16 protein-coding genes and 1 pseudogene are annotated in these 13,995 nt (G+C 59.3%); 10 read left to right on the top strand and 7 right to left on the bottom strand.

Translation table 11 applies throughout. From position 1 onward, the window contains the following. Positions 1-478: pseudogene (locus tag DBR24_RS31045) on the bottom strand (LysR family transcriptional regulator); the annotation flags it as partial. Positions 479-633: 155 nt separating this feature from the next. Between DBR24_RS31045 and DBR24_RS14675 the strand changes: the two are divergent. After that, a complete protein-coding gene (locus DBR24_RS14675; RefSeq protein WP_128615123.1) occupies positions 634-1,815 on the top strand; it encodes an MFS transporter in 1,182 nt (393 codons plus the stop codon). Here DBR24_RS14675 and DBR24_RS14670 read toward each other — a convergent pair. The 3 genes from DBR24_RS14670 to DBR24_RS14660 all read right to left on the bottom strand — a co-directional run bounded on the left by DBR24_RS14670 (position 1,760) and on the right by DBR24_RS14660 (position 4,246). Further along, the gene (locus DBR24_RS14670; protein WP_128615122.1) at positions 1,760-2,692 is read right to left on the bottom strand and encodes a DMT family transporter; all 933 of its coding nucleotides are present in this window, start codon (positions 2,690-2,692) and stop codon (positions 1,760-1,762) included. The two genes, DBR24_RS14675 and DBR24_RS14670, sit on opposite strands and share 56 nt — an antisense overlap. A gap of 267 nt (positions 2,693-2,959) precedes the next feature. After that, entirely contained in the window at positions 2,960-3,364 is a 405-nt protein-coding gene (locus tag DBR24_RS14665; protein WP_123465593.1) for a DUF2177 family protein, read from the bottom strand. A 45-nt stretch (positions 3,365-3,409) separates the two neighbouring features. Further along, positions 3,410-4,246: a S1 RNA-binding domain-containing protein gene (locus DBR24_RS14660; protein ID WP_123465591.1), complete on the bottom strand. Its 837-nt coding sequence runs from the start codon at positions 4,244-4,246 to the stop codon at positions 3,410-3,412. Positions 4,247-4,586: 340 nt separating this feature from the next. Between DBR24_RS14660 and DBR24_RS14655 the strand changes: the two genes are divergently transcribed. The 3 genes from DBR24_RS14655 (at position 4,587) to DBR24_RS14645 (ending at position 6,655) form a co-directional block, all read left to right on the top strand. Next, positions 4,587-4,775 (top strand): hypothetical protein, encoded by a 189-nt coding sequence (locus DBR24_RS14655; RefSeq protein WP_016985943.1) that lies wholly within the window; start codon positions 4,587-4,589, stop codon positions 4,773-4,775. Between the two features lie 216 nt (positions 4,776-4,991). Next, complete coding sequence (locus DBR24_RS14650; RefSeq protein WP_123465589.1) at positions 4,992-5,708, top strand: TorF family putative porin; 717 nt, start codon at positions 4,992-4,994, stop codon at positions 5,706-5,708. Between the two features lie 77 nt (positions 5,709-5,785). Further along, the gene (locus DBR24_RS14645) at positions 5,786-6,655 is read left to right on the top strand and encodes a DUF6279 family lipoprotein (protein WP_128615121.1); all 870 of its coding nucleotides are present in this window, start codon (positions 5,786-5,788) and stop codon (positions 6,653-6,655) included. A gap of 52 nt (positions 6,656-6,707) precedes the next feature. Here DBR24_RS14645 and DBR24_RS14640 read toward each other — a convergent pair whose 3' ends face one another. Then, complete coding sequence (locus DBR24_RS14640; RefSeq protein WP_128615120.1) at positions 6,708-7,100, bottom strand: transcriptional regulator; 393 nt, start codon at positions 7,098-7,100, stop codon at positions 6,708-6,710. 175 nt (positions 7,101-7,275) lie between these two features. Between DBR24_RS14640 and DBR24_RS14635 the strand changes: the two genes are divergently transcribed. From DBR24_RS14635 to DBR24_RS14620, 4 genes are all read left to right on the top strand, one after another. Further along, positions 7,276-8,010, top strand: coding sequence for a thioredoxin family protein (locus DBR24_RS14635; RefSeq protein WP_128615119.1), 735 nt, complete (start codon positions 7,276-7,278; stop codon positions 8,008-8,010). An 81-nt stretch (positions 8,011-8,091) separates the two neighbouring features. Next, the gene (locus DBR24_RS14630; protein ID WP_123465581.1) at positions 8,092-8,367 is read left to right on the top strand and encodes a hypothetical protein; all 276 of its coding nucleotides are present in this window, start codon (positions 8,092-8,094) and stop codon (positions 8,365-8,367) included. Between the two features lie 254 nt (positions 8,368-8,621). Beyond that, positions 8,622-9,203, top strand: coding sequence for a papain-like cysteine protease family protein (locus tag DBR24_RS14625; RefSeq protein ID WP_128615118.1), 582 nt, complete (start codon positions 8,622-8,624; stop codon positions 9,201-9,203). A gap of 13 nt (positions 9,204-9,216) precedes the next feature. Beyond that, a complete protein-coding gene (locus tag DBR24_RS14620; protein ID WP_128615117.1) occupies positions 9,217-9,816 on the top strand; it encodes a hypothetical protein in 600 nt (199 codons plus the stop codon). A 63-nt stretch (positions 9,817-9,879) separates the two neighbouring features. Here DBR24_RS14620 and DBR24_RS14615 read toward each other — a convergent pair whose 3' ends face one another. After that, the gene (locus tag DBR24_RS14615; protein WP_123465575.1) at positions 9,880-11,220 is read right to left on the bottom strand and encodes a DEAD/DEAH box helicase; all 1,341 of its coding nucleotides are present in this window, start codon (positions 11,218-11,220) and stop codon (positions 9,880-9,882) included. A 191-nt stretch (positions 11,221-11,411) separates the two neighbouring features. Here DBR24_RS14615 and DBR24_RS14610 point away from each other — a divergent pair, with 191 nt between their 5' ends. Next, positions 11,412-12,710 (top strand): mechanosensitive ion channel family protein, encoded by a 1,299-nt coding sequence (locus DBR24_RS14610; RefSeq protein ID WP_123465573.1) that lies wholly within the window; start codon positions 11,412-11,414, stop codon positions 12,708-12,710. Between the two features lie 70 nt (positions 12,711-12,780). Here DBR24_RS14610 and DBR24_RS14605 read toward each other — a convergent pair whose 3' ends face one another. Then, the gene (locus tag DBR24_RS14605) at positions 12,781-13,425 is read right to left on the bottom strand and encodes a hydrolase (RefSeq protein WP_123465571.1); all 645 of its coding nucleotides are present in this window, start codon (positions 13,423-13,425) and stop codon (positions 12,781-12,783) included. 159 nt (positions 13,426-13,584) lie between these two features. Between DBR24_RS14605 and DBR24_RS14600 the strand changes: the two genes are divergently transcribed. Beyond that, positions 13,585-13,995: LysR family transcriptional regulator (locus DBR24_RS14600; RefSeq protein WP_146189050.1), on the top strand; the 411-nt coding region annotated here is incomplete at its 3' end.

Here is a 13,995-nt window from a genome sequence, read left to right as displayed (position 1 = left end):
CGCTGCGTACCGGCGGGTGATCGGTTTCGGTGATCAGCACCAGACGTTCCTCGCACAGCGGCACGCCGTCGAGCCCGGCCAGTTCCAGCGGGCCGTCCACCAGCGCGGCGTCGAGGCGCCCGGTCAGCAAACCTTCCAGTAATTCGCCGCTCGGCGCCGATTGCACCTGCAGGTTCACCGCCGGGTATTGTTTGTGATAACGCGCCAACAGGGCCGGCAGATGAATCGCCGCCGTGCTGTACATGGTACCGAGGACAAAGTCGCCGGCCGGTTGCCCGCCCATCACCGCCGCACTGGCCTGATCGCGCAGGGCAAACAGCTTGCCGGTGTAGTCCAGCAGGACTTTTCCCGCAGGCGACAGCTGCAAACGCTGACGCTCACGCACGAACAGTTCGACGCCCAGCTGTTCTTCCAGCTGTTTAAGGCGCGTCGACAGGTTCGACGGCACTCGGTGCAAGCGTTCGGCGGCGCGGGTGATCGAGCCTTCTTCGGCGACCGCCTGAAAAATCCGCAGCTGGCTGAACTCCACAAGCCTTCTCCTTAACTGAACAAGTTACTCACTATTATTCAATTTTAAAGAAAGTCAATCAGTCCTAGCCTGACGGTCATTGATCCTTCAACGGAATCCCGACCATGTCGCCACTGATTCGCTTATCCGCCTGCTTCGTCGCCCTGATGATGGCCATGGGCATCGGCCGTTTTGCCCTCACCCCGCAAATGCCGCACCTGCTCAGCGAAGGCCAGATCGACCTGACAGCCGCCAGTCTGATTGCGGCGGCCAATTACCTTGGTTACCTGCTGGGTGCGGTGGATGCGATGTTCGCCCATCGCCCGCAACAGGTGCAGCGGCGTCTGCACGGCGGCTTGTGGTTGTGCGTGTTGCTGACCCTGGCATCGTTCTGGGCCAATGGTTTCTGGTCACACCTGATGTTGCGCTTCGGCACCGGGGTGGCCAGTGCCTGGGTGCTGGTGATGATCACTTCACTGAGTCAGCCCCTGGCGGCGGCAGCGGGTCGCCCGCGTCTCGGAGCGCTGGTTTTTGCCGGGCCGGGTCTGGGGATTGTTCTGACGGGATTGCTGGCACTGATCTCACATCTGTTGCAGCAAACATCTTCGACGTTGTGGCTGATATACGCAGCGGCCGCACTGCTGATGATGCTGGGCGTCTGGCGGCTTCTGCCGCAGCCGGTCGCGGCGCAAGCGGTCACTGCGGCGAGCAGTAGCGCCTCGCATCGCGGCATCGGGCGTCTGGGCGTGATCTACGCCCTGTACGGCATCGGCTACATCATCCCGGCGACGTTTCTTTCGCAGATGGCCAACGCGCAGTTTCACGGACAGTGGCAGGCGGATCTGTTCTGGCCGTGCTTCGGTCTCGGCGCCGCGATCGGCGTGGTACTGGTGAGCTTGCGCCGGCACGATCCGCAGACCACGCGGCACTGGTTGATGGCGACGTTGTGGCTGCAGGCCGCCGGGGTGTTTGCCTGTCTGCTGGGCAGCGGTCTCGGCCTGGCACTCGGCGTGATGCTTTGCGGCACACCGTTTCTGGCGTGCATGCAACTGGTCATGCAGCGCTCGCGGGAGCTGGCGCCCCACGCGACCCAGCGCAACGCTGGCCTGCTGACCGCCTGCTTTGCCGTCGGTCAGCTCAGCGGTCCGTTACTGGCGGCGCTGAGCACACATTTCAGCGCCAGCCTGCATCCCGCGCTGGTGATCGCCGGCAGCGGTTTGCTGATCGCCGGCGGGCTGGCCATGCACTCGATTAACCCTGGCCGAGCGCTTTGCGCAAACGCCGACGCACCCACTGCTCAGCGCTGACAAAGGTGATGCCGAGCAACACCAGCACGGCGCCGATGACGAAGTTCACGCTCAGCGGTTCGCCGAGCAACAACACGCCGAAGGTGACGCCGAACAGCGGCGTCATGAACGAGAACACCGCGAGGTTGGCCGCCAGATAACGGCGCAGCAGCCAGAACCAGATCAGGTAACTGAAGAACGACACCACCAGGCCCTGGAACAGCACGCTGGCCACTGCCACGGGTGTCAGGCTGACATGGCTGATCTGGCCACTGAACAGCGCGATCAACAACAGGCCGAGGAAGCCGACGATCAACTGATAGAACAGGGTCAGGGTGACCGGCGCTTCCGACAGCCGCGAGGCACGCACTACGACAGTGGTCGCCCCCCAGCAGGCGCCCGCGAGCACACCCAAGGCATCGCCGAGCAGCATGCGGTGGTCGAGGTTATCCCACGACACGCCGCCGGCGAAGGCTATCGCAATACCGATGAACGCGAGCAGGATGCCCAACCATTGCAACGGCCGCAGGCGTTCGCTGGCCAACAGAAAATGCACGCCCAGTGCGGTGAAAATCGGCGCGGTGTAGAGGAACACCGACATGTGCGCCGCGGTGGTCAGCTGCAAGCCTTCGGCGATGAAGAAGAACTCCAGACCAAACAGCGCACCGGCCAGCAAGCCGCCACGCCAGGTGTTGCCGACCTGCTCCCAACCGCCCTTCCAGCAAATCAGCAAGCCCACCAGCAGCGCGGAAATCCCCGAGCGCCCCGCCGCCTGCATCACCGGGGCAATGTCCGCTGCAGCCCACTTGATCATCACCTGCTGCACGCCCCAGATCAGGCACAGGCCGATCATCACCTGCAGGGCAAAACGATCGGCATTGCGCCGATCGACACTCACGGCAACACCTCGATTACACACAACATGGCAGGCCATCCAATGGTCACAAATCAATGTCGGGGATTATCAATCAGCCAGACAGAAAAAGCCGTCTGGAAAAGACATTCAGTTTGTCTGTTGCGTCAGCGGGGGATGGTTGTCGGCTGCGCCGCGAAGCGCTGGCAAGCCAGCTCCCACAATGACCGGTTGCTCACTGAGCCTTTGTTCGACACAAAACCCTGTGGGAGTCTGACTTGCCAGCGATGACGTCAGCTCAATCAACCCAGCTCAAGAGGCTGAATTGAGCAGTCGTCTGGTCAGCAAAAACCCGACAGTACAAGCCACAGCCGTGGCAAACGTCCCCCACGCCCAATCCATCAGGGTCACCTGCACCGACCACCCGCGCAACGTCGCCCAATTGGTCAGGTCATAGGTGCCATACGCCACCAGCCCCAGCAAAGCCCCGCGCTTCGCCGCCCATTGCCACGTCGCCGCCGGCAACACCGCAAACACCACGCAGCCAAAAACATACAGGCAATAAAAAACCGCTGCCGGAACCAGCAACGGTTTTTCGAGCATCAACGCACCGAGCAACTCGCGATAGGTCGGCGCCATCAACAAGCCGAGCCAGATACCGTCGAGCAGCAGAAATGCCAACAGCGTGGAGATATAAGCAAGCAGCGTTTTTTTCATTTACCCGACCTCGAATGAGCCCATGCAACATGGGCTCCGAAAGGCTCAGGTTAGTTCAATGCGATCGGCATGAATGACGATCTTGCCATCCTTGTACAACGAACCGATGGCCTTCTTGAAGTTGCCCTTGCTGACGCCGAACAGGCTGCTGATAAGTGCCGGATCGCTCTTGTCGCTGACCGCCAGGGTGCCGTCGTTTTCGCGCAACTTGGTGAGGATCTTCGAACTCAGGCTGCTGGCCGCTTCCTGACCCACCGGTTGCAGGCTGAGACTGATTTTGCCGTCGGCGCGCACTTCCTTGATGAAGCCCTTCTCGCGCATGCCGGAACGCATGAACTTGAAGATTTCATTCTTGTGGATCAAGCCCCAGTGCTTGTTGTTGATGATCGCCTTGAAGCCCATGTCGGTGGCTTCGGCCACCAGCAGATCGACTTCCTGCCCGGCACTGTAGTTGGCCGGGGTTTTGTCGAGGTAACGATCCAGGCGCGCGGTGGCGGTGATGCGCCGGGTGTGCTTGTCGAGGTAGACGTGCACCACGCAGTACTCGCCAGCCGTCATCTGCCGTTTTTCTTCGGAATACGGCAGCAACAGATCCTTCGGCAAGCCCCAATCGAGGAACACACCGATGCTGTTGACTTCAACAACTTTCAGGCTGGCAAATTCACCGACCTGAACTTTTGGTTTTTCCGTGGTAGCGAGAAGTTTGTCTTCGCTGTCCAGATAAATAAATACGTTGAGCCAGTCTTCATCTTCGCTGGGAATATCTTTGGGGATATAACGGTTGGGCAAAAGAATTTCGCCGTCGGCACCGCCGTCCAGATATAAACCGAAGTTAGTGTGTTTAACCACTTGCAAACTGTTGTAACGCCCGACTAAAGCCATTTCCAGAACCCTCATTGCGTGGGCGGCATTCTACCCGGTTTTACCGACAACGTCGGGCGGCAGATCGGCACGTTGCGCAAAATCTGCGCGGAGTCTTGATTTTCCTTGGCTGCGCACGCGCCAGGTGCCGCTCGTCAGTCGGGTGCGGTCCATGCCCGCGTGATATCAGCGCGCCCAAAAGCATCAATGTTCTTATTTAAAACAGCAGGTTAGGCAAATATTCCAAGTAATCAATCGACAATAATGCAGTAACCCAGTGGGTTATTTCGGGGGATATTTACCAAGCAATTGTCAAGTTATTCCTGTACGATGCCTGGCCGAGTTACTTTTCTACAGGTTAATGGCCGCCATGCGTGTAAAAGCATCCACCAGCAAAGCAAAGCCAGCTCCAGCCGTTGAAACCAGCGAATCGATCAACGATCAGATCGCAGCGTTCCTCAAGTCCGGCGGCGAAATTCAGCAAATTGCCAAAGGCGTCAGTGGCCAGACGTTCGGTCCGTCCAAGCAGATCAGCCTGGGCAAGAAGTAACACCCGGTTTTACACCCGTCCAGAGGCGCTTTGAGCTTCGAAGCGCCTGGACTGGCACCGCATCAGACCCTCCTCGCTTTAAACAAATTACACAGCAAATATTCAGTAATCGACGAACGGCCATCAATGCCGATCATTCGCCGGTATCCTTGCACGCGTCTAGATCAAGCGTTTCAGCAGGCCCGCCGCCTGCGCTCGCTGTTCATGGAGTGACGCATGCGCACATCTTCCCGTTTATTGCTTGCAGGCCTGCTGGTCTGCTCGACCGTGCACGCGCAGATCTTCCAGCGGGAACTCGGCGATTTCGACCTTAAACTGGGCACCACTCCCGCCCGCAGTATGGCGCAAGGCCTGGTCAAACCGGCGGCGGTCGGCTCGTTCCACGGCGGCCTCGACCTGAGCCACAACAGCGGTCTCTATTTCGGCCAATATGCACCCAGCATGGGTATCACCCCGGGCAAAGACCTCGAAGTCGATTCCTACATCGGCTTTAAACAACCCTTCGACCAGACGCTCGGCTACGAAGTCGGGATGATTCACTACAGCTATCCCGAAGTGGACACCCTCGACAGCCAGGAGCTGTTCGGTGGCCTGACGCTGCTCGGCAGTCGTTTCGGCGTGGCCCTGAGCAACGATCCGGATAAACAGAACAACACGTTGTTTGCCGATCTTGGCGGCAATCAACCGTTCGGCATTGGTGTCAGCATGAAATACACCACCCACCAACTGAACACGCCGGTCGCCGTCGACGGTGGGTATGTCAGCAGTTTTACCGACTGGTCAGTGAAACTGTCCCGGCCGTTCATGGGCGTCGATCTCGACCTGATCTACAGCAACTCCAGTCTCAGCGGCAGCGATTGCTCGGCTTATTCCGGGCACAACAGCCAGTGCGACGGCCTCGTTACCCTCAAGGCTGCGCGCGCGTTCTATTGATCGGCTGAACTGCCGGGTTCATTCTGCGTTCACATAAGAATCAGATTCCCCAGGCTGGCCATCGCAAGGATTCGCCCATGTCTCGCTGGTTCAAGCACATTACCGCACTGTTGATCTTCACCCTCGCCCTTGGCGCCTGCAGCCGCGTCGGCCTCGCGTACCGCAACCTCGACGTGATCATTCCATGGTCGCTCAGCGACTACGTGGACATGAACGGCGAGCAGAAAGACTGGTTCAACGAACGCCTCAAGACCCACCTGAGCTGGCACTGCACCACGCAATTGCCCGGCTATCTCGACTGGCTGGATCGTTTGCAGACCATGGTTGAAACCAATCAGGTAAGCGACGCGGCACTGCAAGCGCGAACCGCAGAAGCCAAACAGGCCATCGCCGATACTGCGCGCCAGATCACGCCGTCGGCCATTGAACTGCTGCAAGGGCTGGACGATAAACAGGTCGCGGAAATGAACGACGCCTTTGCCAAGGACCTGCGCAAACGGGAACGGGAATACGTCAAACCCCCGCTGGCCCAGCAGATTGCCGAACGCGGCGCACGCATGGACAAGCGCTTGACCGATTGGCTGGGCCCGCTGAGCGTTACCCAGGAACAACGGGTGATGGCCTGGTCGACCGCACTTGGCGATCAAAACGCCCAGTGGATCGCCAACCGCGCGCACTGGCAGCTGCAATTCAGCGCCGCCGTGGCCCAGCGCAACAGTGCCGAATTCCCACAGCGCATCGAAACGCTTCTGGTCAATCGCGAACGTTTATGGACGCCGGAGTACCAGAAGGCTTACGCCAATACCGAAGCCCAGGCGCGTGCGTTGTTTGTGGATCTGATGGCCGACAGTACGCCGCAACAGCGCCAGCGGTTGCTGAAGAAGATCGAGGGAGTGCGCAAGGATTTCAACGACCTCAAGTGTCTCAAGGCCGCACAGAGAAACTGAAAAAACAGAGACCCAATGTGGGAGCGGGCTCGCTCGCTCCCACACAAGACCTTCAGGCGATCTGCGCCTTGGACGCGACCACATCGAACGTCGCCTCAGCCAGCGCATCTTCCTGCTCATCCAGCACCTGGCGCGGATGGTCATTACCGGGAATGCTGCTGTCGATCAGACTCAACAGGCTCGATCCGCGCGGCGTCAGCACAAAATTGTTCCCCGTGCTGCCCTCCTCATCCGGACGCGGTGCGATGTAGCCACGCAACAGCAGCAACCTCTCATACTCGCAGGCCAGCGTTTTCAGATGATCCAGATTCTCGATCGGCTCGCCGGCGCCGGCTTTCTCCGCCGCATAGTCTTCGGCATAGGCCCGCGGGGCAAAACTGTGGCCAGCGCTGTTCTGCACTTCGTGCAGCAAGCGCTCAATCAAATCCCAGTTATAAGTCGTCATCCTGATTCAACCTCCGGTGCGCGTGATTATTGGCGCGTTCATAGGTTGTGACCGAGGCCGTCCGCAGCCGTTCAGCCGCATTTTCCGCGCCGACCGACCGGCGGTCTGTCGATTGCTCCCAGGGTTAAACGACTAGTCTGAAACACACGGTTTCAACCCCGCAGGAGAAATCATCATGAACGTTGAGAATCATCCGGTGGTGTCGCGCGAAGAATGGCTCGCCGCCCGCAAGCAGCACCTGGCGGACGAAAAGGCCTTCACCCGGGAGCGCGATCGCCTCAGCGCCAAGCGCCGCGCATTGCCGTGGGTGAAAATCGACAAGGACTACCGTTTCCAGGGCCCGGACGGCGAGCTGAAACTGGCCGACCTGTTCGGCCAACACAGTCAACTGGTGGTTTACCACTTCATGTTCGCCAAGGGCTGGGAAGAAGGTTGCCAGGGCTGCTCGTTCCTCAGCGACCATATCGACGGCGCCAACCAGCACCTGGCTCATCACGACATTGCCGTGGTCGCCGTTTCACACGCACCGTTCAGTGAGTTTCAAGACTTTAAACGGCGGATGGGCTGGAAATTCGCCTGGGTGTCGTCGGACGGTTCTGATTTCAACTATGACTTTGCTGTCTGCGCTCGGGCCGAAGACGCCGAGGCCGGAAAAGCTACGTACAACTACGAAAAAACTGACAGCTGCGAAGAAGAAATGCCCGGGCTGAGTGTGTTCTATCGCGATCAGGCAGGAGAGATTTTCCACACCTATTCAACCTATGCCCGTGGGCTGGACATGTTGGTCGGCGCCTATCACTACCTCGACCTCACGCCCAAGGGCAGGAACGAAGACGAGATCATGGAATGGGTGCGGCATCATGATCGGTATGAGGGACAAACCCCTTCAAGTTGCTGCCATACGAGCTGAAAGCCTGCGCAGACTGAACTTTTCATCGCAGCGAGGCCTCCACCGGTTAACCCGCCTTACCCGGACCGGAGGCCCGCCCCGATGAAAAACCTGATCAAGCTCACCCTCGCCGCTACCCTCGCCTGCGCCCTGCCCGTCTGGGCCTGCACGCCGGAAGAAGCCACTGCCAAGCGTGAACAACTGGCCAGGGAAGTCGCCAAACTCACGGAGCAGAATCCGGCCAAGGCCAAGGAGATCAACGCCGAGTTGCAGAAGATGGACCTGGGTACGGCCAGCAAGGATTTGCCGGACAAGTGCCAGTTGATTGATCAGCGGTTGAAAGAGTTGGGCACCGCCGAGAAAAAAGCCGAGAGCTGAAAAACAAGGATCGCAGCCTGCAACAGCACCGACCCCGATCACCGTAGGAGTTGTCACAGGCTGCGATTCTCCGTCTTTGAAAATGCATTAATGCATTTATTTTCTTGCGCAAACGCATATCAAGACTAAGGTTACATTGAGCAAGGAGATCGGCACCGTTCATCGAAGATGAAAACCGTTAGCCACCGATCGCTCGGCAACATCGCGACACCACACAAGCTGGACGCTTGTTTTCACTCATGGAGGATTGAAAGATGTTAACCACTGAAGCAACCCGATTTACCGGCGAAACCCTGCCAAGGTGCCTTATCGGCGCTTTGCTCGACCCGCAACTGGTCGAAGCCAAAGCCGCTGAACAGGTCAGCGCCCTGGCCGCCAGTCTCAACTTCAACATGCAGCAGCAAACTCAGACCAATTGGTGCTGGGCCGCCGTTTCCGCCTCGGTCGGCAACTATTACGGCACGGGGTCCTGGACCCAGTGCGGGGTGGCCAGTGCGGCGCTGGATCGCAACTGCTGCAATCAACCCGGCCCGTGCAACGTCTACGGCTATCTGGACACCGCGCTGCGGATCACCCGCAGTTACAACGGCATGAATCAGGGCTCGTTGCAGATGTCAGCCATTCGGAACCAGATCAGCATGGGCCGCCCGGTCGGCCTGCGCTGCGCCTGGTACGGCGGCGGTGCGCACTTCCTGACGATCTATGGCACCAACGGCGACTACGTGCTGGTGGCGGATTCGATCTACGGCTACTCGACTCGTGCACTGAATGCCTTCCCCCGTTCGTACAACGGTGGCGGTAACTGGACCAACACTTATTTCACCGTGAAAAACTGAGGAGGGCGACATCATGCAACTGACGTATCCAAAGGCGCCTTCCAACGGCGTACAGACTTTGCGCCCGGCGCTGCAAGCCGCACTGCAAACCCAGGGCTTTGGCGCCAACCGCCAGTTCGCCAACGCCGCAGCGGCGAAGATCAGCCTCAGCGAGGCCTACCGCGGCTATTCGCTGAGCCTGGATGACCTGAGCGCCGGCAAAGGTCTGCGCAACGCGCGGATCGGCGACTGGCACTACCTGGTGTTCGCCGATGACGTAACGATCGCCGATGCCCAGTTGGCCGAAGTACGGGGTCACGTCGAGTTCGCTTCGTTGAACCACGGCAACCTCGCCGCCGCCACGGTAGGGGCGCTGAAACTGGCGGAGCAAGCGCCGCACCTGCAAGGCAAGACCGTTGAGCTGAGGGTGTTGTTTGTGTCGGCGCTCAACGTTGTGGCGATCTGGCTGCACGCAGATGACGAAGACGTACTGATCCCGATCGAGCCGACACCCAAGGACCTGGCCGACACCCGGTTATACAGCGAGGCCGCCCTGCTCGCCGCGCTGAAACCGGCGGCAGATCAGGCAAAACGCCGCTTCGACGCCGACACCAGCGGTCTGTTAGGAAACTGATAAACGCTGGACGAAAAAAAACCCGGACATCGTGCCGGGTTTTTTCTGCGTGCCTGAAAAGCCTTACTCAGCGGCAGGCGCGGCCGGCTTGCGGCGCTTGAGCGGGGCCATGCCATCGCTGCTCACCAGCGAGTCCGGTTTCGGCCGGTTGACGCTCTTGCGCTTGGTCGGCGTCTTGGCGGCGGTTTTTTTCTTGTCGCCCTTGGCGTCGGTCTTTTTCTTCTTCACGCCAACGGCTTTACCCGAGGCCTTGACCTTTTTCGGTCCACCGTAGGTGCCTTTGACTTCCTTGATCGTGCGGCGCTCGAAGCTTTGCTTGAGGTAGCGCTCGATGCTCGACATCAGGTTCCAGTCGCCGTGGCAGATCAGCGAGATCGCCAAACCATCGTTGCCGGCACGGCCGGTACGACCGATACGGTGTACGTATTCGTCGCCGCTGCGTGGCATGTCGAAGTTGATCACCAGGTCCAGACCATCTACGTCCAGACCACGGGCCGCGACGTCGGTGGCGACCAGAATCTTCACGCCGCCCTGCTTTAGACGATCGATCGCCAGTTTGCGATCCTTCTGGTCTTTTTCGCCGTGCAGCACGAACGCCTTGTATTCCTGAGCCACGAGGCGACCGTAGATGCGGTCGGCCATGGCACGGGTGTTGGTGAAGACGATGGCCTTCTGATAGGTCTCGTTGGCCAGCAGCCAGTTCACGATCTGTTCTTTGTGCTGGTTGTGGTCGGCCGTGATGATTTGCTGACGGGTGGTCGAGTTCAGCTGGCTGACCGCGTTGAGCTGCAGGTGCTCAGGGTTGTTCAAGACCTTGGCGATCATCTCGCGCAGGCCGGAACCGCCGGTGGTGGCGGAGAACAGCATGGTCTGCTGACGGTTCGGGCATTCGTCGACCAGACGCTGTACGTCTTCGGCGAAACCCATGTCGAGCATGCGGTCGGCTTCATCGAGCACCAGCACTTCGACTTCTTTGAGGTCGAGGTTGCCGGCGTTGAGTTGCTCGATCATCCGCCCCGGCGTACCGATGAGGATGTCCGGCACCTTGCGCAGCATGGCAGCCTGGACCTTGAAGTCTTCACCGCCGGTGATCAGGCCCGACTTGATGAAGGTGAACTGCGAGAAGCGCTCGACTTCCTTCAGGGTCTGCTGGGCCAGTTCGCGGGTCGGCAGCAGGATCAGGGTCTTGATGCTGACGCGGACCTTGGCCGGACCGATCAGGCGGTTGAGGATCGGCAGGACAAAAGCGGCGGTCTTGCCGCTACCGGTTTGCGCCGTCACCCGCAGGTCACGCCCCTGGAGCGCCAGCGGAATGGCCGCTGCTTGCACAGGCGTTGGCTCGACAAATTTCAGCTCGGCCACGGCTTTGAGCAGGCGTTCGTGCAGGGCGAATTGGGAAAACACGGGTGCTACCTCGAAGATATGCAAAAAAACAGCTGCATAGGTTACCGGTTTCGAGCGCTCAGGCCGAGTTTCTTTATACAAACGGGCGTAATCAGTGGCTTTTTTGTTGCTCGATTTGTCTCCAACGGTAATACACGGCGTCTTAAATGCTCTAATCGCCCATCGCGTCTTACAGAAGAATCGTTGCTCATATGGATTTCAAACAGCTCTGGCTCAAAGCCCAAGACCTCTGGGGTGTCCTCGAACAGCACCCGTTCCTGCAATCCGGCCTGGCGCTGATGCTTCTATTGGTGATCGCACTGGTCCTCGGACGAGTGGCGCGTTATCTGATCCTGCACGCCAGCCGCATGCTCGGACGCCAACCGGCACTGCACTGGATCAACGACTTTCGCCACAACAAGGTGTTTCAGCGCCTGGCGCAGATGACACCGTCGCTGGTGATCCAGTTCGGCCTGCATCTGGTGCCGGAACTGAGCAAAACCGCGATGACGTTTCTCGGCAACGTGGCGTTGTCGTTCACCATTCTGTTCCTGTTGTTGTCGGTGAGTGCCCTGCTCAATGCGCTGCTGGACATCTACGCGCGCACCGAACATGCCCGTACCCGCTCGATCAAGGGCTATGTGCAACTGGCGAAAATGGTGCTGTACGTGTTCGGCGCGATCATCATCGTCGCCACATTGATCGACCGTTCGCCACTGTTGCTGCTCTCCGGTCTGGGTGCGATGTCGGCGGTTATTCTGTTGGTCTACAAGGACACCCTGCTGTCGTTTGTCGCCAGCGTACAACTGACCAGCAACGACATGCTGCGGGTCGGTGACTGGATCGAAATGCCCCAGGTCGGCGCTGATGGCGACGTGGTCGACATCACCCTGCACACGGTCAAGGTGCAGAACTTCGACAAGACCATCGTTTCAATCCCGACCTGGCGCCTGATGTCCGAGTCGTTCAAGAACTGGCGCGGCATGCAGCAGTCCGGCGGTCGGCGGATCAAGCGCAGCCTGTTCATCGACGCCAGCGGCGTGCGCTTCATCCGCGACGATGAAGAAGAAAAACTCTCCCAGGTGCACCTGCTGACCGACTACATGAGCCGCAAGAAAGCCGAGCTCAAGGCATGGAACGAGGCGCAAGGTAATGTCGCGGCAATGTCGGCGAATCGTCGGCGGATGACCAATATCGGCACCTTTCGCGCGTATGCGTTGGCGTATCTGAAGAGTCATCCGGAGATTCAACCGAACATGACCTGCATGGTCCGCCAGATGCAGACCACGGCGCAGGGCATTCCGCTGGAAATCTACTGCTTCACCCGCACCACGGCGTGGGCCGATTACGAGCGGATTCAGGGGGATATTTTCGATTACCTGCTGGCAGTGCTGCCGGAGTTTGGCTTGAGCCTGTATCAGCAACCGAGTGGCGGGGATTTGCGCTCGGGGTTGTTGCCGGCGGTGTTGGGTTCCGCGCACATTCCCGTGCCTGAAAAACACCTCATGTAACGCACGATCCGTGCAGGAGCTGCCGCAGGAAAAAAAACGCAACCGAAGTTGCGTTTTTTTCTGCCCAGGGTTATTTGGCCTGCCGTTGCGGCGCCTTGTGCACCATGGTGTAGGCGTAATCGACGCCCATGCCGTACGCGCCGCTGTGTTCCAGCACCAGTTCCATCACCGCTTCATAAGTCTCTTTGTGCGCCCAGTCACGCTGGAATTCGAGCAGCACTTGCTGCCAGGTGACCGGCACCGCGCCCGCCTGAATCATCCGTTGCACCGACATGTCGTGGGCTTCTTTGCTGGTGCCGCCGGACGCGTCGGTCACGATGTACACCTCATAACCTTCCGCCAGGGCTTCGAGGGCCGGGAAGGTCAGGCAGACCTCGGTCCACAGCGCGGCAATGATCAGCTTCTTGCGCCCGGTGGCTTTGACCGCGTCGACCAGCGCCTTGTCTTCCCAGGAGTTCATCGAGGTGCGCTCGATCGGCTTCTGCTCAGGATGAACCGCCAACAGCTCAGGCCAGATGTAACCGCTGAAGCTCTCGGTTTCCACCGAGGTGTAGATCGTCGGCACGTTGAAGATCTTCGCCGCCTTGGCCAGGCCCACGGTGTTGTTCTTCAGGGTCTGACGGTCGATCGACTGCACGCCGAAGGCCATTTGTGGCTGGTGGTCGATCAGGATCAGAGCGGAGTTGGTTGGGTTGAGCAGTTCACGAATAGACATGGCGCGTTCCTTTTGATGTCGATGATGTCGGGTCAGTAAGGGTTGGTCGACGTTGCCGGGGTCGGCGTTGTTGTCGGCTTGGATGTCACTTTAGGGGCTGGCAGATAAAGGGACAATTCCCTAAAATCGAGAATCATTGATTCTAAAAAAGGGACAATCATGGATCGCATCGAATGCATGCGCGCCTTCGTGGTGACAGTCGGCGAAAACGGCTTCGCCGCCGCGGCACGCGCCATGGATGTGCCGCGCTCGAAAGTCAGCAAACAGATCCAGGCGCTGGAAGAAGCCATCGGCGTGCAACTGCTGCAACGCACCACGCGCAGCCTGCACCTGACCGAAGCCGGCGCCGAGTATTTTGAAGCGGCGCGCGAGGTCATTGCCGCCCTGGACGAGGCCGAGCAGCGCGCACGTGACGGGATTGGCGAGTTACGCGGCGTGTTGCGCGTGAATGCGCCGATGTCGTTCGGCTTGCGGCGCTTGGGCAAACTGATCCCGCTGTTCCATGAGCAACACCCGAACATCGAGCTGCAACTGGTGCTCAGCGATCAACAGGTCGATCCGGTACGGGGC

Source organism: Pseudomonas sp. HMWF006, from assembly GCF_003061205.1.
GTDB lineage: Bacteria > Pseudomonadota > Gammaproteobacteria > Pseudomonadales > Pseudomonadaceae > Aquipseudomonas > Aquipseudomonas monsensis.
The sequence above is the reverse complement of the archived record's forward strand: the minus strand, read 5'-3'. Positions and strand labels throughout refer to the sequence as shown.